General features: G+C 61.2%; 18 protein-coding genes. 12 read left to right on the top strand and 6 right to left on the bottom strand.

What is annotated here, in order from left to right:
- The first annotated feature begins 61 nt into the window (after window positions 1–61).
- Window positions 62–970, top strand: a complete 909-nt coding sequence (locus ATI14_RS09540; protein ID WP_016972649.1) for a LysR family transcriptional regulator — start codon at window positions 62–64, stop codon at window positions 968–970.
- 127 nt (window positions 971–1097) lie between these two features.
- On the opposite strand, the gene ATI14_RS09545 is transcribed toward ATI14_RS09540, so the two are convergent.
- Window positions 1098–3179: a TonB-dependent receptor family protein gene (locus tag ATI14_RS09545; protein ID WP_080520641.1), complete on the bottom strand. Its 2082-nt coding sequence runs from the start codon at window positions 3177–3179 to the stop codon at window positions 1098–1100.
- Window positions 3180–3364: 185 nt separating this feature from the next.
- On the opposite strand from ATI14_RS09545, the gene ATI14_RS09550 reads away from it, so the two are divergent.
- From ATI14_RS09550 to ATI14_RS09585, 8 genes are all read left to right on the top strand, one after another.
- On the top strand, window positions 3365–3721 hold the full coding sequence (locus ATI14_RS09550) for a YceK/YidQ family lipoprotein (protein ID WP_016972647.1): 357 nt from the start codon (window positions 3365–3367) through the stop codon (window positions 3719–3721).
- Window positions 3722–3853: 132 nt separating this feature from the next.
- The gene (locus tag ATI14_RS09555) at window positions 3854–5611 is read left to right on the top strand and encodes a carbamoyltransferase family protein (RefSeq protein WP_016972646.1); all 1758 of its coding nucleotides are present in this window, start codon (window positions 3854–3856) and stop codon (window positions 5609–5611) included.
- Window positions 5595–6725, top strand: coding sequence for a glycosyltransferase (locus ATI14_RS09560; protein WP_016972645.1), 1131 nt, complete (start codon window positions 5595–5597; stop codon window positions 6723–6725). The genes ATI14_RS09555 and ATI14_RS09560 overlap by 17 nt, the downstream gene beginning before the upstream one ends.
- Window positions 6725–7621 (top strand): antimicrobial resistance protein Mig-14, encoded by an 897-nt coding sequence (locus ATI14_RS09565; protein WP_016972644.1) that lies wholly within the window; start codon window positions 6725–6727, stop codon window positions 7619–7621. The genes ATI14_RS09560 and ATI14_RS09565 overlap by 1 nt, the downstream gene beginning before the upstream one ends.
- The gene (locus ATI14_RS09570; protein WP_016972643.1) at window positions 7618–9033 is read left to right on the top strand and encodes a PIG-L deacetylase family protein; all 1416 of its coding nucleotides are present in this window, start codon (window positions 7618–7620) and stop codon (window positions 9031–9033) included. The genes ATI14_RS09565 and ATI14_RS09570 overlap by 4 nt, the downstream gene beginning before the upstream one ends.
- A gap of 57 nt (window positions 9034–9090) precedes the next feature.
- Window positions 9091–9975, top strand: coding sequence for a DUF6625 family protein (locus ATI14_RS09575; protein ID WP_016972642.1), 885 nt, complete (start codon window positions 9091–9093; stop codon window positions 9973–9975).
- Window positions 9972–11126, top strand: coding sequence for a glycosyltransferase family 4 protein (locus ATI14_RS09580; protein ID WP_080520640.1), 1155 nt, complete (start codon window positions 9972–9974; stop codon window positions 11124–11126). Before ATI14_RS09575 ends, ATI14_RS09580 begins: the two co-directional genes overlap by 4 nt.
- Window positions 11123–12007 (top strand): glycosyltransferase, encoded by an 885-nt coding sequence (locus ATI14_RS09585; RefSeq protein ID WP_016972640.1) that lies wholly within the window; start codon window positions 11123–11125, stop codon window positions 12005–12007. Before ATI14_RS09580 ends, ATI14_RS09585 begins: the two co-directional genes overlap by 4 nt.
- Window positions 12008–12051: 44 nt before the next feature.
- Here the strand turns inward: ATI14_RS09585 and ATI14_RS09590 are convergent, their stop codons facing one another.
- A complete protein-coding gene (locus tag ATI14_RS09590; RefSeq protein WP_080520639.1) occupies window positions 12052–13908 on the bottom strand; it encodes an O-antigen ligase family protein in 1857 nt (618 codons plus the stop codon).
- 160 nt (window positions 13909–14068) lie between these two features.
- On the opposite strand from ATI14_RS09590, the gene msbA reads away from it, so the two are divergent.
- The 3 genes from msbA (at window position 14069) to ATI14_RS09605 (ending at window position 18478) form a co-directional block, all read left to right on the top strand.
- Complete coding sequence (gene msbA / locus ATI14_RS09595; RefSeq protein WP_016972639.1) at window positions 14069–15874, top strand: lipid A export permease/ATP-binding protein MsbA; 1806 nt, start codon at window positions 14069–14071, stop codon at window positions 15872–15874.
- Window positions 15875–16125: 251 nt separating this feature from the next.
- Window positions 16126–17550 (top strand): bifunctional D-glycero-beta-D-manno-heptose-7-phosphate kinase/D-glycero-beta-D-manno-heptose 1-phosphate adenylyltransferase HldE, encoded by a 1425-nt coding sequence (gene hldE / locus ATI14_RS09600; protein ID WP_016972638.1) that lies wholly within the window; start codon window positions 16126–16128, stop codon window positions 17548–17550.
- Window positions 17543–18478, top strand: a complete 936-nt coding sequence (locus tag ATI14_RS09605; RefSeq protein WP_016972637.1) for an NAD-dependent epimerase/dehydratase family protein — start codon at window positions 17543–17545, stop codon at window positions 18476–18478. Before hldE ends, ATI14_RS09605 begins: the two co-directional genes overlap by 8 nt.
- Window positions 18479–18603: 125 nt before the next feature.
- Here ATI14_RS09605 and ATI14_RS09610 read toward each other — a convergent pair whose 3' ends face one another.
- Genes ATI14_RS09610 through ATI14_RS09625 form a run of 4 tightly spaced genes read right to left on the bottom strand, consistent with a single transcriptional unit; the run spans window position 18604 to window position 21980 of the window.
- Entirely contained in the window at window positions 18604–19563 is a 960-nt protein-coding gene (locus tag ATI14_RS09610) for a hypothetical protein (RefSeq protein ID WP_017253574.1), read from the bottom strand.
- Between the two features lie 41 nt (window positions 19564–19604).
- On the bottom strand, window positions 19605–20417 hold the full coding sequence (locus tag ATI14_RS09615) for an aldo/keto reductase (RefSeq protein ID WP_016972636.1): 813 nt from the start codon (window positions 20415–20417) through the stop codon (window positions 19605–19607).
- A complete protein-coding gene (locus ATI14_RS09620; RefSeq protein ID WP_016972635.1) occupies window positions 20414–21589 on the bottom strand; it encodes an NAD(P)/FAD-dependent oxidoreductase in 1176 nt (391 codons plus the stop codon). The genes ATI14_RS09615 and ATI14_RS09620 overlap by 4 nt, the downstream gene beginning before the upstream one ends.
- 55 nt (window positions 21590–21644) lie before the next feature.
- A complete protein-coding gene (locus ATI14_RS09625; RefSeq protein WP_016972634.1) occupies window positions 21645–21980 on the bottom strand; it encodes a DMT family transporter in 336 nt (111 codons plus the stop codon).
- Between the last annotated feature and the right edge of the window lie 78 nt (window positions 21981–22058).

The raw sequence follows: 22058 nt of genomic DNA on the forward strand, positions 1-22058 counted from the left end.
GAAAAGCGTTGTGTAGCCGCAAAAAAGGCAAGGCATCCTTGCGAAAAAAGGAAGGTTGGGTATGGCAGACGAGATCAGTGACCTGCGGTTATTCGTACGGATCGTGGCGGCGGGCAGCCTGTCGGAAGCGGCGCGGCGCCTGCACAGTTCCTTGCCGGCGGTGAGTCGCCGGTTGTCCGGGCTGGAGAGTCGCCTGGGCGTGCGGCTGATCAACCGGGGTTCGCGGCATTTCAACCTGACCGAGGAGGGCGCGCTGTTGCATGAGCGCGGGCTGTTTATTCTCGATGAACTGGATGCGGCAGTGGCCGAGGTGGGCACGCGGCAGGAAGCGCCCCGTGGGCATATCCGCGTGGGTGCGCCGCTGGAGATTGGCCGGCGGCGGATCGCGCCGCTGATCGCCGAGTTCTCGCGGCGCTACCCGCGCATCACGGTGGAACTGCTGCTTTCCGACTCACCGGCAGACGTGGCGGGTGATGATCTGGACGTGGGCCTGCTGACCGAAGAGCCCAGTGATACGGGCATGGTCAGCCGTCGTTTGCTCTCCAGCCGTCGTGTGGTGTGCGCATCGCCGGAGTATTTGGCCCGGCACGGCACGCCGCAGACGCCGCAGGATTTGTTGCATCACGACTGTCTGCGGCTGGTGCGCGGGCGGCGCATTTTTGATCGCTGGACCTTCCAGGAAAACGGGCATGCGCTGGAAGTGCAGATCAAGGGCACGCTGCTGAGCAACAACGCCGAAGTGATCCATGACTGGGCAGTGGAAGGCAGCGGCGTGGTGCTCAAGGCGTTGTGGGATATTCAGGGCGATCTGCGCGACGGCCGCCTGATTGCGCTGCTCGAGCCTTACGCCAATGATTTTTTGTTCCTCAACGCGGTGTTCCCCAGCCGACGGCACTTGCCGCCACGGGTGCGGGTGTTTCTGGATTTTCTTGCCGATGCCTTGCCCGCGCAGGATGGGGCCACGCCCTGAGCTGGAGGGCGAGGCCGCATTCACTGTGGCCAGCGGGCTCGTCCCGCGTTGGGCTGCGAAGCCGCCCCAAAAAAGCGGAAGCGCTGCGCACTCCAGCGCGGGGCAAGCCCGCTCGCCACAGGGGGGATTAGAAGGTGTATTCCGCCCCGGCTCCGGCGTACCACGAGCGGCCCGGCGCGGCTTCGTAATAGCGCGAGTTGCCGTCGCCGACGATCACCGAGCCGACGTATTGGCGGTCGAGCAGGTTGTCCAGGCGCAGGGTCTGGTGGAAGGTCCAGTGTTCCACCTTTTGCTCGAAGCGGGCGCGCCAGTTGAACACGCTGTAGCCGGAGGCGGCGCGTTGGGTGTTGGTGTCTTCGACATAGACCTTGCTGCGGTACATGCCTTCCAGGCCTGTGCTGACCCAGTCGCGGGGCTTCCAGTTGAGTTCGGCGAACAGCGTGGTTTGCGGCACGCCGGGGAGGTCGTTGCCCTTGTCGATGGTTTTCCCGCTGTTGGTGAAGTCGCTGTCGTAGGTGGCTTGCAGGCGGGTGTAGGCCAGGTTGGTGCTCCAGTGTTCGCTGAGCTGGCTTTCCAGGCCCAGTTCAAAGCCACGGCGCAGGGTGCGGCCGGCGTTTTGGTAGGTGGTACGCCCGCCAACGGATTGCTGCACCACCAGTTCGTCGTCGGTGGTGATCTGGAACACCGCGGCGTTCAGGCGCGTGTCCTGGCCGATGCGGGCTTTCAAGCCGATTTCCAGTTGCTTGCTGACCGACGGCTTGAGCGCGAAGTTGAAGCCGTTGGCGGTGCTCGAGTACGCCGACTCGGCCTGGGTCGGGGTTTCGAAGCCTTTGCCCGCGGTCACATAACCGTGCAGGTCCGGGGTGAAGGCGTACATGACGCTGACCGACGGCGAGTTCTGTTGATAAGTCTTGCTGCCGCTGTCGTTGCCGTCGCTGAGGAAGTGGTCATCCACGTCCATCGTCATGGTGCTGTGACGCAGGCCGGCTTGCAGGGTCCACTCGCCCAGCAGCCAATTGGCTTGCACAAACGGGTCGAGGCTGGTGGCGGTGTCGATTTCATCGCGGCCCAGCGCACCTTTTACGCCATGCACGCCGTTGAGGGTGTTGGAGTAGCCCTGGCGGTCGTCCTGGCTGCGGTCGTAGTCGAGGCCGGTGATCAGGGTCAAGTCGCCGGGGGCGCGGGTGATGGGTTGCAGCCAGTGGAGGGAGCCGCCGTAGAATTTACGCTCGAAATCCACAACACCGCCGCGCTTGTCGGCCGGGGTGCCGCCGGGAATCGACAGATACTGAATCACACTCCGGCGCCCCGTGTAAGCGTTCACTTGCAGGGTCGCATCGCCGAAATAACGCTCGTAATTGAGGCCTATTTGCTGATGATCGATGCTTTTGCGCGTGTTGTACGTCAGCGCGGCCGGTGCCACCGAACGCGGGTCAGCCTTGTACGCTTCCCACGTCTGCCCCAGCGGGTCCTGCGTGCCGTTCTGCTCCAGGCTGCTGTAGATCAGTGCCAGCTTGCTGTCGTCGTCCGGCTGGACGTTGAGCTTGGCGAAAGTCTGGTCGCGCCGCGCGCTGCTGTGGTCGCGGTAGCCGTTGGTGTCCATGCGCGAGGCGTCGAGCACAAAGCCTGCGCCATTCGCCGAGCCCTCGGCAGTCAGGTGGTTCTTGTTCAGGCCGTCGCTGCCCACCAGCGTCTCGGCGCCGATGCGCGGCGGGCCTTCGCCGTCGCGGGAAAACATCTGGATCACGCCCCCGGCATTGCTGCCATATAGCGTGGCGGCAGGGCCGCGCAGTACTTCGATGCGCTCGGCGGTGTCGAGGTTGAAGGTGGCCGCCTGGCCCTGGCCATCCGGGGTGCTGGCGGGAATGCCGTCGGCAATCAACTTGATACCGCGCACGCCGAAGGCCGAGCGGGCGCCGAAGCCGCGGGAGGAGATTTGCAGGTCCTGCGCATAGTTCTGGCGGTTCTGTACCACCAGGCCGGGCACGCGGGACAGGGCTTCGGAAGCGTTGATGCCGAGTTGGCCGTCGCTGATCTGTTCATGGCTGACGCTGTCGACCGAGTAGGGCAGGTCGAACGTTGGGCTGGCGCTGCGCGAGCCGGTGACCACGCTGGGGTCGAGGACCAGGGCGTTGTCGTCGGCGCGGGCGGTGTCACACAGGGCGAGCAAGCCGGGCAGCAGCAGGGTGAAGCGGGTGAGGGTGTTCATCAATCAGCCATAATCCGTGGCGTTACTTAAGGTGTTAACGCGCAAAAGGGCGCGAGTTTAGTGGCTCGGGCGATTTTTATCATTTGGGAATGATCCTACGCTGCCAATGGTCTGCCCGCGTGGGGTCTTCAGAGGCTTCGATGTTAGCTTGGTCGGCATTGTTGACGGATCAAAAGGAGAGAGGCATGAAGAATCTGTCGAACATCCTCTGGGGTGTCGTGTGTTTATCGCTGGCAGGCTGCGGCACGATCAATACTGTTTTTCGCCCTGACGCCGTGGCCAGCCAGGATCTCAAGGATTCGCGCAGTCATTGCGAAAATGTGCCACGAATCTACAGTGGCGTTATTTACAACTTTTGTACGCTCAATGGTGAGCCTGCACCCGACAAAAGCCTGAAGGATAAAAGCCTTGGGGATCATGCTGGCATGGCCTTACCGTTCGTCGCTGTCGACGCGGTAGCCTCTGGCGTCCTGGACACCCTGGTTCTGCCCTACACGATTTACCGTCAAAGCAACGACGGCAGCATAGAGATCTATCGCTAGTCCTCGCTGCTAACAGCTTCCCCCTGCTTTTAAGTTATAATCCCGCCCTTTAGCTGTTTCCTGCCCAGGCGGGAAGCACACTTTTTTCAGGCGCGACCCGCCTGCATGCAGACTAAAAGAGGCTAGACCCCTGTGGCATTGACGATTCTTGGCCTGTCCGGCGCCCTTAGCCATGATCCTTCCGCAGCCCTGTATATCGACGGCAAGCTGATTGCGGCCGCCGAAGAAGAGCGCTTCGTACGCGACAAACATGCAAAGAACCGCATGCCCTACGAATCGGCGAAGTTCTGCCTGGAACAGGCCGGTATCAAGCCTTCCGACGTTGACGTAGTGGCGATCCCGTTCGCCCCGATCAGCTTGTTCGGCGAGGCGCGCTGGCACTATGCCAAGCGTTACTGGTACGCCCCGGACCGCGCCCTTGACGCGATCCTGATGGGCAACCGTCGCTACAAGCGCTATCGCAACAAGATCGTCTGGTGCCTGGAGCAACTGGGCTTCGATCCGAAGAAAATCAAGATCGAGCCGGTTGAACACCACCTGGCACACGCCTCCAGCGCCTACCACTGCTCGGGCTTCCAGGAAAAAACCGCAATCCTGGGCATCGACGGCAAGGGCGAGTACGCCACCACCTTCTTCGGCTACGGCGAAAACGGCAAGATTCACAAGATCAAGGAATTCTACGATCCGGACTCCCTCGGCGGCCTGTACGGCGCGATCACCGAGTTCCTCGGTTTCGAGATGCTCGACGGCGAGTTCAAGGTCATGGGCATGGCGCCGTACGGCGATGCCAGCAAATACGATTTCTCGCGTCTGGCGTCCTTTGAAAACGGCGAGTTGGTGATCAACACCGACTACGCCAACGTCATCGGCCTGCGCCGCTATAAAGAGAAGGGCAAAGGTTTCTACTTCTCGCCGAAGCTGATCGAGTGGCTGGGGCCGAAGCGCGAAGGCGATATCGCCGACGAGCCGTACATCCATTACGCCGCCAGCATGCAGGCGCTGTTCGAGAAACTGGCCCTGCAGATGATCGACCATTACCTGGGCGACATCCTCAAGGACACCGGCAAGCTGGCCTTCGCCGGCGGTTGCGCGCTGAACGTGAAGCTGAACCAGAAAATCATCGCCCGTGACGACGTGAAAGAGCTGTTCGTGCAGCCGGCGTCCGGTGATGCCGGTACTGCGGTGGGTGCGGCGGCCTACGTGTCCCACGCCCGTGGCGTGCCGGTGGAGAAGATGGAGCACGTCTACCTCGGCCCGTCCTACAGCAACGAAGACGTGATTGCCGCGTGCGCCAAGCACGAGAGCAAGCCGAACTGGCGCAAGATCGAAAACATGCCGCAGCGCATCGCCAAAATCATGGTCGACGGCAACCCGGTGGCCTGGTTCCAGGGGCGCATGGAGTTTGGTCCGCGTGCCTTGGGCGGTCGTTCGATCATCGGTTGCCCGAGCGCCACCGGCGTGGCCGACCGTATCAACCACCAGATCAAGTTCCGCGAGCGCTGGAGGCCTTTCTGCCCGTCGATGCTCGATACCGTGGCGCCGCAGATGATCAAGGTCGACCACCCGGCGCCGTTCATGACCTTCACCTTTGAAGTGGCCGAAGAGTGGAAAACCCGCGTGCCGGAAGTGGTCCATGAAGATGGCACCTCCCGCGCCCAGGTGCTCAAGCGCGAGTACAACCCGCGCTACTACGACATGATGAAAGAGCTGGAAGTGCTGACTGGCAACGGCGTGTCGCTGAACACCTCGCTCAACCGTCGTGGCGAAGCGATGATCTGCTCGCCGACCGACGCGCTGAACATGTTCTTCGGCTCCGACCTGCAGTACCTGATCATGGAAGACATCCTGGTCGTCAAAGACGGCGTGGACCCTTATGACACGGTCGGCTGAGCGCCACGTCCTGCAGTTCTGCCACGGCTATGACGGGCCGTTTCTGGACTGCGCGCGTCAGTACGCGAGCCTGTTCGCAGGCTCCGGCTACAAGGTGACCACGGTGTTTCTCACCGGAGCCGCCGACCCTGATGTCGCCGCCGGGTGTGCCAGTGACGAAGTGTTGTTCATGGAATACAGCTCCAAGGCCATTCGTGGCCTGAAGCTCGGTGCCATCCGTGAACTTCGCAAGATTGCTGCGTCGCGCAATTTCAGCTTTTGCATCGCGCACCGATTCAAGCCGATCTATATCGCACTGCTGGCCACGCGCCTGTCGGTGATCGGCGTGCATCACGCGTTTGGTGATTACAAGCGCCGGACCCGCACGTTGTTTGCGTCAATTTTCCGCAAGCGCCTGAGCCTGCTCGGCGTGTCGGACGCGGTGCGTGATGAAATGCGCCGTTGCCTGCCGGCCTGGCCGGCGGCACGCATTCAGACCTTGTACAACCGCATCGACGTCGACGCCTTGCAGGCTACGCAGGTTTCGGCGGAGGCTGCGCGTGATGCACTGGGTTTGTCCCCGGATGAGTGGGTAGTCGGTAACGTCGGCCGCCTGCACCCGGACAAGGACCAGGCCACCCTGCTCAAGGGCTTTGCCCTGGCGTTGCCGCATCTGCCGGCTGAAAGTCGTCTGGCGATTCTCGGTACCGGGCGCCTGGAAAAAGACCTCAAGTCCCTGGCCCGCGAGCTGCAGATTGCCGACCGCGTGTCGTTCCTCGGCCAGGTGCCGGACGCGCGGCGTTATTTCCGCGCATTCGATGCGTTTGCCCTGAGCTCCGACCACGAACCCTTCGGCATGGTGCTGCTGGAAGCCATGGCGGCCGGTGTGCCGCTGCTCGCTACCTCCTGTGGCGGCGCCCGCGAAGTGGTCGAAGGCGTAGGCATTCTGTTTCCGTTTGGCGATGCCGAGCACTTGGGTCAAGGGCTACGTCATCTGGCGGCCATGGACCGTCAACAACAACAGCAATGTGCCGAAATGATGCTTGAACGCCTGCACGAGCGTTTCTCGGATGAGGCGGTACGCGCGACCTTCTGGCAGTTGCCCCACGTAATTGAACTGACCGCGAGGGCTTGATGCTCAATCGATTCCAAGGCTGGCGCGAGCGTGGCTGGTCCGTCGTTGATGCGTCTGTCTACAGCGAAGCGTGGCAGCGTTTCGGTGGCAGTGTGGCGACCCATCCGCAGGTGGTCGAGCGACTGGCCGGGCTGGCTGACATCCCCGTTCGCTATCTGGCGTGGGAGCAGGGCGGCGAGCTCAAGGCGAGCATTGCGACCTGGGGCCAGGACCTGGCCCTGTCCAAGGATGTGCTCAAGCGCCATGGCAAAAAAGGCTTGTTCGACTTGGGCAATGCCGAGTTGATCCTGCCCGCCGCCGCCGATGCCCAGGTTCCCTTGCGCCACCGTGGCCGTTACGTGTCGGCCCTCAATGAAGGCCGCTTCGCCGGCCTCAAGCTTCAAACCGAACAACTGGCCATGGCCCGCAGCCCTGAAGAGCTGTCGAAAAAGTTTCGCTACAACCAACGCCGTGAACTGCGCTTGCTGGAAGAGGCGGGCGGCGTAGTGCGTGCGGTCCAGGAATTTTCCAGTACAGAGCTCGCGGCGATCTACTGCGATTTGTTCCTGCGCCGCTGGGGCTTTCCCGCAACGGGCGCCGAACGCATGGCGCAGGTGATCGAGCTGTTGCGCGAATGGTTGATCGGTTCTGTGATTTTCCTCAACGATGCACCCATCGCTATTCAGCTGGTGTATCGCGTTGAAGCGCCCGAGTGGGTCAGCGTCGAGTACATCAACGGGGGTGTAGACCCCGAGACCCGCGCGTTCAGCCCCGGCAGCGTGCTGAGCTTCCTCAATACGCAAAGTGCCTGGGAGCAGGCGCGGGAAGTGGGCAAGCCGCTGCGCTTTTCGTTTGGCCGCGCTGACCGCGAGTACAAGGACCGATGGTGCAACCCTGTGCCGGTATTCAGAACATGAGTGAGTCCATAAGCCGCAAGCAGGCGTTGCTCAAGCGCCATCGCCGCAATAAGCGCATCAGCCTGCTGGTGGGATTGTTGGTGTTGATCGGCGTGGGCGTGCTGGTAGCCTGGTGGTTGCCACTGGTGTTGGCCGTGCTGGCGTGGGTCGCTCACGAGGCGTGGTTTGCCGACCACCTTTTCTACTCGCCCAAGGACGACTATCAGTATCAATTCGCGGCGGATACCGAACAGCCAAAGGTCAGCCTGAAACAGGGCCGGCTGGTGCTGGATCAGCCGGTGACGCTGGCCGGCGATGAAACACTGATTCTGGCGGTGCGCCTCAAAAGCCATTGGTTGGGTCGCTTTATCGACCCTTACGTGACCTTGCCGGAGGGTGACCGCCAGGTGTTTGAGCGCGGCGTGAATGGCCTGCGTTATTTGAACCTTACAGGCCAGGCGCAAGCGCTTCTGGATGGGCAGTTGCTGTTGCGCAGCCGGTTCTGTCGCGTTCAGGGCCAGCCGGTTCTCTCGGTGTTCCGCCAGCCTGACGTCCGTCAGCAGCGCGTGATGGTGATTGCCCCTCATGCCGACGACGCCGAACTGGCAGCTTTTGGCCTGTACAGCCAGGCGACGCAGCCGTGGGTCGTGACGCTCACGGCCGGTGAGATCGAGGCCGAGCAGTATCAACAAATGGGCTTGGGCAGGCCCGACGCTGCGCGTCTCAAGGGCCGCCTGCGTGCCTGGGACAGCATTGCCGTGCCGCGCTGGGCCGGTGTTCCCCAAGAACATTGTGTGCAGTTGGGCTACTTCTGCCTGCAACTGGCGGCAATGAAGGCTGAGCCTGACCGTGCAGTGGCCTCGCGGGAAGCCGGGCTGGAGGATATCCGCCTGTTCCGCCAGTTCAACCCCTTCACCTTGCCCGCCGACGCCGATGGCCGGCCAACCTGGAACAACCTGCTGGCTGACCTTCGCGCCGTGCTGTTGATGGCCCGCCCGGAAGTCATCGTATTGCCTCACGCGGTGCTTGATCCGCATCCGGATCATATCTGCGCCCAGCAGGCCGTTCTGCAAGCCCTGCAGGGTTTGGAATGGCAGCCGACGACGTTGCTCGGTTACGCCAACCACCTGCATGATAACGACCGCTGGCCGATGGGGGATTCGGGCAGTGGTGTCGCTTTGCCACCGTGTTTTGATTCAACGTACACTTTGCAGCCTTATTGCTTGCCGGTGCCTGCGGACCGGCAATGTGACAAGGCCATGTCACTTGGCATGATGCATGATTTGCAGCCACGGATGCCGTTCAAGCGGCGCGTGCGGCGGGTCATTCAGCGTTTGCTGGCTGGAAGGGCCGTCTCGCCCTGGGGTGAGAATGAGTTTTTCCGCAAGGCCGTCCGGCGCCATGAACTCTTTTGGTACATCAACCACAAGTAACGTTACGCAATGTGTGGAGCGTAGAGTGCTCCAGCAACAACGACAGTGAGTCCCCCTGTGATCAACCCGCGCCCCCGCATTCTCTTTCTTATCCCTTACTTCGGCCGCTGGCCGTTCTGGATGCCGTTTTTTCTCGAAAGCTGCCGGCACAATCCGGATATTGACTGGCTGCTGTTCACTGACTGCCCGATGCCCAACAACGTACCGGACAATGTCAGGATTGAAAGCATTACCTTTACCGAATATTGCGCGCTGGTCTCGGAGCGTCTGTACATCAACTTTGCGCCGCAAGCGGCCTATAAGTTGTGCGACATCAAGCCGGCGCTGGGGCATATCCATGCCGATCGCCTGCAAGGGTATGATTTTTGGGCGTTTGGCGACCTGGACCTGGTCTATGGCAACCTGCGCAATTACTTCACCGCCGAGCGGCTGGCCGGCTACGACTTGTTTTCAACCCATGAACGACGGGTCGCCGGGCATTTGTGCCTGATGCGCAATACCGCCAGAAAGCGGCATGCGTTCATGCAGATCAAGGATTGGGAAGCGCGTTTTACCGATCAGGCGCATCATGCGCTGGACGAGGGCGCGTTCAGCCGTATTTTCCTGTGGCGCAAGAACTTCCCGAAACCGCTGTTCGAGTTGGTGGGCAAGTTCAACCCCTGGCGTCGGCGCAGTGAATTCACCGAAGCGTTCAGCACGCCGGGCGGGGTGATCAAGTGGCATGACGGCAGTGATCGCTTCCCTCATCAATGGTTTTGGCACAATGGCCGCCTGACCAACGACCGGGATGGCGACCGGGAATTTCCGTATTTTCATTTTGTCTGTTGGAAGCGTAACCAATGGCCGTTACTGCCAGAGCCGCCTGTCGAACACATCGAGGCGCTGGCTGCCGAGACATCCTGGGTTGTTGATGCCACAGGTTTCCATCGAGGAGAGTTATGAGTCGGCGTTTCAAGGTCCTGCAGCTGCAGCCTGACTACAATGTTAAATCCCATGACTTTGCCGACCTGGCCGAGCAGATCGTCAAGGCATTGCCGGCGGATCGCTATGAAGTCACGGCGGCCTTCCTGCGTGGCCGGCCTGGGACTGGGGAGCCGGTCAGTCGTGCGGGCACCTCGGTCTACTTCGAATTCTCCGACAAGTCCCTCAAGGGCTTGAGGTTGCGGGCCATGTGGCAGCTGTACAAGTTCTGCCGCGCGCACAAGTTCGACGTCGTGGTGTGCAACCGCTTCAAGCCGGTCAACATGATGTTGCAACTGAACCGCTGGTTGAAAATCCCACTGTGTATCGGCATCTCCCACGGTTTTGGCGAGTATGACCGCATGTACCGGCGCAAGCAGGCCCAGCGCTGGATCGACGGTCACTGGCGCTTCGTCGGCGTGTCGCCCGCGGTCAAACAGTATCTGCTGGACTGCAAATGCGGTTTTACCGACGGCAATACCTACGCCATCACCAATGCCATCGACATCGAGCAGGCAGAAGCCTTGCAGCATTCCCGTGAGCGCGCGCGTGAGCTGTTGGGCATAGACCCTTCCGTGCGTTTGATCGGCGCTCTGGGGCGTCTGGTGCCGGTCAAGGGGCACACCTATTTATTGCAGGCGTTTGCCGCGCTTAAAGACAAATACCCTGCGGCTCAACTCGCCATCATTGGGGCGGGGCGCGAAGAATCCAGCCTGGCGGCGCAGATCCAAAGCCTTGGCCTGGACGGGCGCGTGCACCTTTTGGGCTTCAAGGAAAATGCGTTGCAGTACGTGCGTGCTTTCGACATTTGGGCCATGCCGTCGCTGGCGGAAGGCCTGGGCCTGGCCTTGCTCGAGGGCATGAGTGGCCGCCTGCCGGTGATCGCCTCCAGCGTGCCGGCCATGCTTCCCTTGATTGAAGGGGCTGGTGGCCTGGCGGTGGAACCGGCCAACGTGCCCCAATTGACCCAGGCACTGGACACCTACCTGGCGCTGCCCGACGAAGCCTTGGCGCAAAAGGGCGAGCAGGCTTACCGGTATCTGCAGGCGCAACACGACATTGAGGTATTCCGCCAGGAGTACCTGAAGCTGATTGATTCAGGATTGGCGCAAGCAAACAGGAACAACGTATGAATCAGAATCAGCCTTTGGTCACGGTGATCATCGCGTCGTATAACCATGCGCCCTACATCGAGGAAAGCATCCTCAGCGTCCTGAACCAGACTTACACCAACATTGAATTGTTGGTGATCGATGATGGTTCGACCGATGACAGTGTCGAGCGCATCCGCCGTTTGCAGGAGCATCACGCGTTCGATTTCCGCGTTCAGCAGAATCAAGGTTTGACCAACACGCTCAACGGCGCCATTGCCCGGTCCCAGGGGCCGCTGATCGTGCCATTCGGTTCCGATGACATCATGTTGCCGGAGCGCATTGCGACTCAGGTTGCGTATATGGATGGCAAGCCTGAGGTGGGTATCTGTGCGGGCAACATCGAGCTGATCGATTCCAATGGCGAGCTGTTTCCCGAAAAACGTCAGCGTCGGGACGTGCCTTTCCGGCGCTTGGACTTCGATGACATGTTCCTGGAACGCAAGCCATACCCGCCTGCGCCCACGCTGATGATTCGTCGCGAGGCGCTTGAGAAGGTCGGTGGTTTTGATCCGCAGATCCGCCTGGAGGACTTGTTGATCGAGTTGAAGATCACCCGGGCCGGCTATTTCATCGATGGTCTGAGCGTGGTCATGGCGCGTTACCGCAAGCACGCCACCAACTCGTACAAAAACCATCGCTTCATGATCGACAATATTCTGCGTTCATACGCGTTGTTCAGTGACCACCCGCAATACGACGAGGTGCGTTACAAGTTCCTCAGCTCCATGTTCCTCAAGACGTCCAACCGTAATCGCCCCCTGGCGCGCGAGCTGCTGGCGCAGATTCCGTTTCGGAAGTGGAACAAGAAAACCTGGCGGGGCCTGGTGCGCCTGTACTTTTCCCCGCTGGAAAAAGACTGATGCCGCGCCGATGCGCTCCGCTGTGAGCGCATCGGCGGCATTTTTCAGGCAGCCGGGCGCGCCAGCGTCAGCACCTGATCACGGATTTTCAGCGTGGCGCGCGGCGATGCCACCGAGGCATAGCCCTTGGCCAATTGTTCAAAGTGTGTCTCGAACAACCAGCTGCGGTCCTGCGGGTAACGCTGCATGTGCTTGAGGTTGCGCTGGCGCAGCGTGTAGCGCAGTGCGGACGGGTAAACGCGCATGTCGGCCACATCGATCAGGCCAAACTCGCCGTCTTCCAGAAGCAGCACATTGCCCAGATGCAGGGAGCGGAAATACACTCCGCGCTCATGCAGTTGCGCCATGAACCGGCCAAAACGCTCTATCAGCGATTCACGCAGGCTGCTATCCAGACTTTGCAGGGCCTGGCGCAAGGTCAGGCCGGGAAGCGGCTGATAACGCACGGCGGTGCTGCCATCTTTCAAGCTATACAGGTTGTGGATCTGCGGAGAGGTAATGCCTAACTGCAGTAGTTGTTCGCTGTTGCTGGCGAAGCGCTCCGAATAGGGGTTGACCGTGCCGGAGGTATACCAGCGGCGGGCCCTGAACAGCTTGAGAAAGGTGCCGTCCTCCAGGCGCAGGACTTTGGGGCCAAGGCCGTCCTCTTCAATGATGCGGGCGCCCTCGCACAGCGCTTCAAATGCCGCCGGCTCGGGTTTTTCCACCGGCAAACCGAGCAGGCTGTGGCGACGCTGGGCGAGGCTCAGGCCGGCGATCAGCGCCAGGGGAATCCACAGCAGGAACCAATGTTCCTTGGGGCGCGACAGGATGCCGCCGCCTTCTGTGAGACCCGCACCGATACCGTAGGCGAGCAACGAAGAGGCCAGGATAAACAAGGGCTGCGCCCGGCCCTTGAACCCCAAATACAGGCCGCGGCCGAGCATGAAAATCCACGGGATAAAGCCGATGAGGCCAACGTAATACACCACACCCAGTGCAAAACTGTGGGGCTCACGAAGTGTTTCGTGGTTCTCGAGGTTCAAATAGAGTTCTGAGTCGTAGCTGTGGCCGATCCAGGGGTGATCGGCGATCCGGTCAAGGATGATGCGCCAGATTTCCAGGCGAAATGAACTGCCGCGCTCGGTCAGCAGATGTGAATAAAAAAGCAACACCACGATGGCAGTCACTATCAGGCCGCCCACCATCAACGCCGAACGACGATTGCGGCTGAGCAGGCCCATCCACAGCACGGCCAGAACCATCGCAACCAGAGGCGTTCTGGAGCCTGTTGCCATAATCGCCAACGTCATGATCGCCACTGCAGGGATGCTGAGCCATAACGCCTGCAAGCGTTTTGTGGTGACGCAGACGTACAGCCAGTACACACAGAAAAAGCCGAATACATGGGAACTGAGCAGCGGATTGTCGAGTGCGCCCAGGCCGCCGATCATGCGCATGCCGGGCTCAAAAAACCTGAAAAAAGCAATCAGGTTGAGCAGGCATATCACCAGTGAAATGACGGCGGCGCTGAAGAAGATCGGTCGGAACAGGTCATTGCGGTAATGCAGCAGCATGCCGCAGCCGGCGAACAGCATGAATGTTTGCAGCGGTACTTTGAACAGGTTGGAATCGCCGGTAGGTTCCGGGCTCCAGAGTACCGTGGTCAGCGCCCAGGCACAGAAGGCCAAAAAGGCAATCACCAGCGGTTCACGCAGCAATTCCTTGAATTCCCTGGGGCGCAAGCACAGCAGAAGCAAGGTCGGGACGCTAAAAAAAATGGTGTAGAACCGGTGCATTACATTGCGATTGGTGACGTAGAACAGCGAGCTCAGCAGCAGCAACAAGCCAATGGGCAAAATCCATAGGACCAGGAAGTCGAAAACGCGATTTGAGCCATAAAAGAGGCGCTTGGAGTGCATACGGTAAAAGCCATTCCTGAATTGAGTAAGCCGACCATTTTAAAGTAGTGGCTATATAATGTCGCCGGTTGGATCCAACCGGGCCGCGGGTCAAGCCGGGTGCAAGTACAACAGAGAAGCTGTGCTAAAGTCAGCCTCCTTTTTCAAAACGCCGCGTGATATGACCGACTCCAGTCCGAGCGCAAGCCCTTCGAGCTTGAAAATATACTTCCGCCTGCTCAGTTACGTTAAACCCTATATGGGTTTGTTCGCGTTGAGTATTGTCGGATTTCTGATTTTCGCGTCGACCCAGCCTATGCTGGGGTACATTCTCAAGTACTTCGTCGACGGTCTTTCCAATCCGGAAGCCGTGCTGTTTCCCACGGTACCGTTCCTGCGCGACCTGCAATTGTTGCAAGCTGTGCCGTTGCTGATCATTTTGATCGCTGCCTGGCAGGGCCTCGGTTCGTTCCTGGGCAATTACCTGCTGGCCAAGGTGTCCCTGGGCCTGGTCCACGACCTGCGGGTGCAGTTGTTCAACAACCTGCTGACGCTGCCCAACCGCTATTTCGACAACCACAACTCCGGGCACCTGATTTCGCGCATCACCTTTAACGTGACCATGGTCACGGGCGCTGCGACGGATGCCATCAAGGTGGTGATTCGCGAAGGCATGACGGTGATCTTCCTGTTCGCCTCCCTGCTGTTCATGAACTGGCGCCTGACGCTGGTGATGATCGCCATCCTGCCGCTCATTGCCGTGATGGTGCGCACCGCCAGCAAGAAATTCCGCAAGCAAAGCAAGAAAATCCAGGTGGCAATGGGTGACGTGACCCACGTCGCTTCCGAAACCATCCAGGGCTACCGCGTGGTGCGCAGCTTCGGTGGCGAAGTCTACGAGGAAAAACGTTTCCTCAAGGCCAGCCTGAGCAACACCGACAAGCAACTGCGCATGACCCGCACCGGCGCGATCTATACGCCTGCGTTGCAATTGGTGATCTACATCGCCATGGCGGTGCTGATGTTCCTCGTGCTTTACCTTCGCGGCGACGCGTCGGCGGGTGACATGGTGGCTTACATTACGTTGGCGGGCCTGTTGCCCAAGCCGATCCGTCAATTGTCGGAAGTCAGCTCGACCATCCAGAAAGGCGTGGCCGGTGCCGAAAGCATTTTCGAACAACTGGACGAAGAGCAGGAAGTCGACCGCGGCACCATCGAGCGCGACAAGGTCAGCGGCCGTCTGGAAGTGCGCCAGTTGAACTTCACCTACCCAGGCACCGATCGCCATGTGCTCAAGGACATCAGCTTCAGCGTCGAGCCCGGTCAAATGGTGGCGCTGGTGGGGCGCTCCGGCAGCGGCAAGTCGACCCTGGCCAGCCTGATCCCGCGTTTCTACCACCATGAGAGCGGTGAGATTCTGCTCGATGGCGTGGAAGTCGAAGATTACAAACTGCTCAACCTGCGCAAGCACATTGCCCAGGTGACCCAGCACGTGACCCTGTTCAGCGACACCGTGACCAACAACATCGCCTATGGCGACCTGGCCGGCGCGCCACGGGCGGACGTTGAAGCGGCGGCGGCGGATGCCTATGCCAAGGACTTCATCGACCAGTTGCCCAAAGGCTTCGACACCCCGGTCGGCGAAAACGGCGTGCTGTTGTCCGGCGGTCAGCGCCAGCGTCTGGCGATCGCCCGTGCGCTGCTCAAGAATGCGCCGCTGCTGATTCTCGACGAGGCCACCTCGGCGCTCGACACCGAGTCCGAGCGCCACATCCAGGCGGCGCTAGACAAGGTTATGCAGGGCCGCACGACCCTGGTGATTGCGCATCGACTGTCGACCATCGAGAAGGCCGACCTGATCCTGGTGATGGACGATGGCCGAATCGTGGAGCGTGGCACCCACGGCGAACTGTTGGCGCAGAACGGCTATTACGCCCGCCTGCATGCCATGGGCCTCGATGCTCCGGTGTCAGCCGACATCACCTGAAAACACTGTGGGAGCAGGCTTGCTGTGGCGAGGGAGCTTGCTCCCGCTCGATCGCGCAGCGGTCGCCAGCTTTTTGGGGGCGCTTCGCACCCCAGCGCAAGCAAGCTTGCTTGCCACAGCAAGCCCGCTCCCACATTTGTTAAGCGCTGGATTCACAGCAGTGTCCACCATCTTCTGTCACGCCCCCCACAAGCCTCCTGTAACCCTGTGCTAATATCGCGCCCCTGTTCATTTTGTATGTGGGTTGCTCCATGAAGTTGTCCATGCCGCGATTCGATCAAGCCCCTGTCTTGGTGGTCGGCGATGTCATGCTCGACCGTTATTGGCATGGCGGTACCTCACGGATTTCCCCTGAGGCACCGGTACCGGTAGTCAAGGTCGAGCAAATCGAAGACCGTCCAGGTGGCGCTGCCAACGTTGCCCTCAATATTGCCGCGCTCGGCGCCCCGGCCTCCCTGGTGGGGGTGACCGGTGACGACGAAGCTGCCAACAGCCTGGCCAACAGCCTGCGTGGCGCCGGTGTGCGTGCGCTGTTCCAGCGCATCGCCCATCAGCCGACCATCGTCAAGCTGCGGGTCATGAGCCGGCACCAGCAATTGCTGCGTATCGATTTCGAAGAACCCTTCGCCACCGACGCCCTGGCCCTGAGCGGCCAGGTCGACGCGTTGCTCGAAGGCATCAAGGTGCTGGTGTTGTCCGACTACGGCAAAGGCGCCTTGAAGAATCACCAGGAACTGATCCAGGCCGCCAAGGCCAAGGGCATTCCCGTATTGGCCGACCCCAAGGGCAAGGACTTCTCGATTTATCGCGGAGCCAGCCTGATCACGCCAAACCTCAGCGAGTTCGAAGCCATCGTCGGTGGTTGCGCCGACGAGCACGAACTGGTGACCAAGGGCGCCGCGCTGATGGCTGACCTCGACCTGGGAGCCTTGCTGGTGACCCGTGGCGAGCACGGCATGACCTTGTTGCGCCCCGGCCACCCGGCCATGCACCTGCCGGCACGTGCCCGTGAAGTGTTCGACGTGACCGGCGCCGGTGACACGGTGATTTCCACCCTGGCCGCCTCCATTGCAGCCGGTGAAGAACTGCCCCATGCCGTTGCGCTGGCCAATCTGGCGGCGGGCATCGTGGTGGGCAAACTGGGTACCGCGGCCATCAGTGCGCCCGAATTGCGCCGTGCGATCCAGCGCTCCGAAGGCTCGGAGCGTGGCGTGCTGGGTCTTGAGCAACTGCTGCTGGCCATCGATGACGCCCGTGCCCACAACGAAAGCATTGTGTTCACCAATGGCTGCTTCGACATCCTCCACGCCGGGCACGTGACCTACCTGGAGCAGGCGCGCGCCCAAGGCGACCGCCTGATCGTCGCGGTTAACGACGACGCCTCGGTCAGCCGCCTGAAAGGCCCGGGTCGTCCCATCAACAGCGTTGACCGGCGCATGGCCGTACTGGCCGGTTTGGGTGCGGTGGATTGGGTGATCAGCTTCCCGGAAGGCACACCGGAAAACCTGCTGGCCCAGGTCAAGCCCGACGTGCTGGTCAAGGGCGGCGATTATTCCGTCGACCAGGTGGTGGGTGCCGATATCGTCAGTGCCTACGGCGGCAAGGTCAAAGTGCTGGGGCTGGTCGAGAACAGCTCGACCACAGCCATCGTCGAGAAGATTCGCAACAATGAGTAAGGCGCCAGAGTGGGTTCTGATCACAGGGGGTGCCGGCTTTATCGGCTCTCACCTGGTTGATGCCTTGCTCGCCAAGGGCTATGGCGTACGGGTGCTGGATAACCTGTCCACCGGCAAGCGCAGCAATTTGCCGGTGGGCAACCCGAACGTCGAATTGATTGAAGGTGATGTGGCAGATGCCGGGTTGGTGGCGCAAGCCGCCCTCGGTGCGACCGCCGTGGTGCATCTGGCCGCCGTTGCGTCGGTGCAGGCGTCTGTGGATGACCCGGTCAGCACGCACCAGAGCAATTTTGTCGGCACCCTGAACGTTTGCGAGGCCATGCGCAAAGCCGGCGTGAAGCGCGTGGTGTTTGCGTCCAGCGCGGCGGTGTATGGCAACAACGGCGAAGGGGCTTCGATCGATGAAGAGACGGTCAAAGCGCCGCTGACGCCCTATGCCTCGGACAAACTGGCCGGCGAGCAGTACTTCGACTTCTACCGTCGCCAGCATGGCCTGGAGCCGGTGATCTTCCGGTTCTTCAATATCTTCGGGCCCCGCCAGGATCCGTCCTCGCCGTATTCCGGCGTGATCAGCATCTTCAGCGAGCGCGTGCAGCAGGGCGTGCCGATTGCCGTATTTGGTGACGGCGAGCAAACCCGCGATTTCATGTACGTGGGCGACCTGGTGGATTTGCTGGTGCAAGCCATCGAGGTCCAGGACGCGCCGCTGGGCGCCTTTAACGTGGGCTGGAACCGCACCACCACGCTCAAGCAGGTGTTGCAGGCACTGCAAGAGATTGTCGGCAAGTTGCCGCCGGTGACCTACGGGCCGGCGCGCTCGGGTGATATCCGGCATTCGCGGGCGAATAACCAGCGGTTGCTGGCGAACTTCACGTTGCCCGAGCCTACGCCGCTGAAGGTTGGTCTTGAGCGACTCCTTCACGGCTGACTGCGGTCGCCTGTAGGAGCTGGCTTGCCTGCGATAGCATCACCTCGGTACATCGGTTAGACCGAGTTGCCTGAATCGCAGGCAAGCCAGCTCCCACACAAGCCATATTCCACATCAGGTTTGATTTAGCCTTTCGCTTTTTTCTTCGGCACAATCTTGCGCAGCACCCGCTGTGCCAGGCGCTTCAACTTCGACTCTTTCTCCGGTTCCGCCAAGCCCTGTTGGCGCAGCCAGTCCTTCCAGCGAATCCGCTCGTCCCGCACCAGCCAGCCTTCCTGCCGGGCGAAACTTTCCGCCAGGTAAAGGCCGCGTGTGCTGGCCGGGATAAGCTGGTCTTTCTTGACGGTATACAGCTCGGCCAGCGGCTCGCCGTCCTTCAAGGGCATCAGGTACAGGTCCGGGCGCTGGCGGTCGAGGCGCGCCACGAGCTGGTCGCCTTCGAGGCGTTCATCCACATGGAACAGGCTGAGGGACTTGGCTTCCCTGGGCACTTCCAGGCGCAGGTCATAAATCAGCTGCAACGACGCCGTGGGCAGGTGCACGTAGGCGCGGGGGCGCTCAATCAGTTGAGTGGTTGCGCAGCGCACCGGGCGTGCGGCGCCGGACAGCGGGCTCAGGCGAAATGGCAGGGCTTCGCGGTAATGCAGGGCGGCGGAGTAGGGCGCCGGCAGCCAGGTGTCATTGAAGCGCCCGCCGAGCCAGCCTTCGGGCGTCTCCAGCAAACATTCTTCGGCAATTTCCTGAATGGCGGTGTGCAGCGGCAGGTTCAGCTCATGGGCGGGCACGTAGCCGGAGATCAGCTTGAGCACCACGTCGCCACGGTCCTGGCGACGTTGACGCACCAGCACCCAGTAATCCCTGTTTTGCCAATGCAGGGTCAGGCGCACCGACACGCCGAGGTTGGCCAGCTCCAGGGCAAAGCGCTCCGGGTCTGCCACCTCCACCGGTTTGCGCCGTTGCAGGGTCTGGGCGAAGTTGAGCGGCATGCCCACGCTCTGGTAACTCAGGCCTTCGGGTGTGGCTTCGACGTGCAGCGGCAGTGTTTTAAAGTTGCTGGGGTTTTTTCTTATGAGCGTTCGCGGCATGTCGGCTCCTTCTTGCGACGGGGTCGGCCGCGTGGGCGGCATCAGAGTTGACGAATGACCTGGGCAGCGGTCGCCACGTTATGGGCCAGGTGCAGCGGATTAATGGTCCCGACAATAGCACTGGCGACGCCCGTTTGCGCAAACAACAACATGAAACTGGCATGAATTGGATCCATTCCAGGCTCAAGGCACACATGGCCGCTGGCTAGGGCCTTTTTCACCAGAATGCCTTTGCCGTGCGCCGCTGCGTAGTCAATCACGGCTTTCTCGGCCTGTTCGTTCAGATTGTAGGTGACCATCGCGCAATCGCCCCTTTCCAGAGCCTTCACGCCCCCTTCCACGGTCTTGCCGGAGAAGCCGAAGCCACGGATCTTGCCTTCCTTTTTCAGTTCCGCCAGGGTCTCGTAGACGTCACAGTCGTTGAGGATGTGCAGGTCATTGCCGTCGGAATGCACCAGCACCAGGTCGATAAAATCCGTTTCAAGTCTTTTCAAGCTACGCTCGATCGACATCCGCGTATGCGCGGCGCTGAAGTCATGGCGTGATACACCCGCTTCAAACTCTTCACCGACCTTGCTGACAATCACCCAGTCCTTGCGCTGGCCGCGCAGCAACGGGCCGAGACGTTCTTCGCTGCGCCCATAAGCCGGGGCGGTGTCGATCAGGTTGATGCCCAGTTGTTGAGCCTGGCGCAGCAACATCCGCGCTTCGTCATCGTTTGGAATCTGGAAGCCGCTGGGGTATTTCACCCCCTGGTCACGGCCCAGTTTGACGGTGCCCAGGCCCAGCGGCGACACCAGCAGGCCGGTGCTGCCCAGCGGGCGATGGAGGTCGTGCAGGGTTGGCAGGCTCATGGCAACAGGTGCTCCCAGGCAGGTTGGCCGAGGGCCGGTTTCGGCAGGTCGGGCAGGGCGTCGGTGACGGTTGGACGGATGCCGTCGCGTTCCAGGGCGCTGAGCACGCGGTCGGCGAAGTCCGGAGCCAGTGCCAGTTTGGTCGGCCAACCCACCAATAGGCGGCCCTGTTCGGCGAGGAAGGCATTGTCGGGGCGGGTCAGGCCTGACTGCAGCGGCTCGGCGCGGTCAACACGAAGGGTCGCCCAGCGGGTTTGGCTCATGTCGATCCACGGCAGCAGTTGTGCCAACTCTTTTTGCGCGGTGGAAATTTGTTCTTCAGGCGTGCGTGCCACACCATCGGCTTCGGCAATGTCGCCGCCCATGTACCACACCCAGTTGCCATCGGCAGCCGGGTGGGTGGTGACGGTGATGCGCGGCTTGGTGCCGCCGCCCAGGCAATGGGCGTACAGCGGCTTGAGGCCGGGGCCCTTGGCGATGATCATGTGCAGCGGGCGGGTCTGCATGGCCGGCTGGCTGAGGCCCAGGGCGCTCAGCAGATCCGCCGTGCCGCCGCCTGCGCTCAGCACGATGCGCTGGGCGCGGATTTCGCGGCCATCCACCTTCAAGCCCACCAGGGTGTCGCCTTCGCGCAGCGGTTCGATATGCTGCCCGGCGAGCAAACCATCGCCAGCCAGTTGGGCCAGGCGTTCGACCAGGCTTGGCACGTCGATCACCAGTTCTGCCAGGCGATAGACCTTGCCTTTGAAGCGACGGTCCTGCAGGGCCGGGGGCAACTCCTCGCCCTTGACCTGGTCCACGCGCCCGCGCACCGCCTTGCTCGCGAAGAAGCTGGTGAGGTTGCCGGCAATCGTGCCGGGGGACCACAGGTAATGGGCTTCGGACAGCAAACGCACGCCGGACAGGTCCAGTTCGCCGTTGCCCGCCAGCGCTTCACGCCAGCGGCGTGGCATGTCGGCGATGGCTTCCGAGGCGCCAGTGAGGGCGCCGTGCAGGGCGTATTTCGCACCGCCGTGAATGATCCCCTGGGACTTCACGGTTTGCCCGCCACCCAGGGTGGCGTTCTCCACCACCACAGTGGAAAACCCCTGGCTGCGCAGGCGCGCGTTCAGCCAGAGGCCGGCAACCCCGGCGCCGACAATCAGAACGTCGGTGGAAATAACGGATGGCATCGGCGACCTCAGTGCTCAAGACAAGAGGCGCAGTATACAGGCTGTTGAGCAGGGGTCAGTGCCCGGCGGTTTTCGAGAACAGCTGAATCACCACCACGCCCAGCACAATCAGGCCCATGCCCAACATCGCCGGCACGTCCAGCTTCTGCCCGTAGATAAACAGCGCGGCGACGCTGACCATCACAATCCCCAGGCCCGCCCACACCGCGTACGCCACGCCCACCGGCACGGTACGCACCACCAGAGTGAGCATCCAGAACGCCACGCCGTAACCGACGATCATCAGCAGCAGCGGGATGGGTGTGCTCAAGCCTTTGACGGCTTTCATGGAGACGGTCGCGATCACTTCCGAGCAAATGGCAATGGCCAGGTAGACATAGGCGATATTCATGGAGGTGTCCTCGGTGTGGGGCGTGCTGGATAAGGTCGCCATTCTAACGTCTCACAAGATGGGATAAAGTCATTACCT

Source organism: Pseudomonas tolaasii NCPPB 2192 (assembly GCF_002813445.1).
GTDB lineage: Bacteria > Pseudomonadota > Gammaproteobacteria > Pseudomonadales > Pseudomonadaceae > Aquipseudomonas > Aquipseudomonas tolaasii.

Excerpts from the sequence above, each read along its gene's own strand:
- ATI14_RS09540 (WP_016972649.1), top strand. The coding sequence starts at position 62 with ATGGCAGACGAGATCAGTGACCTGCGGTTATTCGTACGGATCGTGGCG.
- ATI14_RS09545 (WP_080520641.1), bottom strand. The coding sequence starts at position 3,179 with ATGAACACCCTCACCCGCTTCACCCTGCTGCTGCCCGGCTTGCTCGCC.
- ATI14_RS09550 (WP_016972647.1), top strand. The coding sequence starts at position 3,365 with ATGAAGAATCTGTCGAACATCCTCTGGGGTGTCGTGTGTTTATCGCTG.
- ATI14_RS09560 (WP_016972645.1), top strand. The coding sequence starts at position 5,595 with ATGACACGGTCGGCTGAGCGCCACGTCCTGCAGTTCTGCCACGGCTAT.
- ATI14_RS09565 (WP_016972644.1), top strand. The coding sequence starts at position 6,725 with ATGCTCAATCGATTCCAAGGCTGGCGCGAGCGTGGCTGGTCCGTCGTT.
- ATI14_RS09570 (WP_016972643.1), top strand. The coding sequence starts at position 7,618 with ATGAGTGAGTCCATAAGCCGCAAGCAGGCGTTGCTCAAGCGCCATCGC.
- ATI14_RS09580 (WP_080520640.1), top strand. The coding sequence starts at position 9,972 with ATGAGTCGGCGTTTCAAGGTCCTGCAGCTGCAGCCTGACTACAATGTT.
- ATI14_RS09585 (WP_016972640.1), top strand. The coding sequence starts at position 11,123 with ATGAATCAGAATCAGCCTTTGGTCACGGTGATCATCGCGTCGTATAAC.
- ATI14_RS09590 (WP_080520639.1), bottom strand. The coding sequence starts at position 13,908 with ATGCACTCCAAGCGCCTCTTTTATGGCTCAAATCGCGTTTTCGACTTC.
- msbA (WP_016972639.1), top strand. The coding sequence starts at position 14,069 with ATGACCGACTCCAGTCCGAGCGCAAGCCCTTCGAGCTTGAAAATATAC.
- hldE (WP_016972638.1), top strand. The coding sequence starts at position 16,126 with ATGAAGTTGTCCATGCCGCGATTCGATCAAGCCCCTGTCTTGGTGGTC.
- ATI14_RS09605 (WP_016972637.1), top strand. The coding sequence starts at position 17,543 with ATGAGTAAGGCGCCAGAGTGGGTTCTGATCACAGGGGGTGCCGGCTTT.
- ATI14_RS09610 (WP_017253574.1), bottom strand. The coding sequence starts at position 19,563 with ATGCCGCGAACGCTCATAAGAAAAAACCCCAGCAACTTTAAAACACTG.
- ATI14_RS09615 (WP_016972636.1), bottom strand. The coding sequence starts at position 20,417 with ATGAGCCTGCCAACCCTGCACGACCTCCATCGCCCGCTGGGCAGCACC.
- ATI14_RS09620 (WP_016972635.1), bottom strand. The coding sequence starts at position 21,589 with ATGCCATCCGTTATTTCCACCGACGTTCTGATTGTCGGCGCCGGGGTT.
- ATI14_RS09625 (WP_016972634.1), bottom strand. The coding sequence starts at position 21,980 with ATGAATATCGCCTATGTCTACCTGGCCATTGCCATTTGCTCGGAAGTG.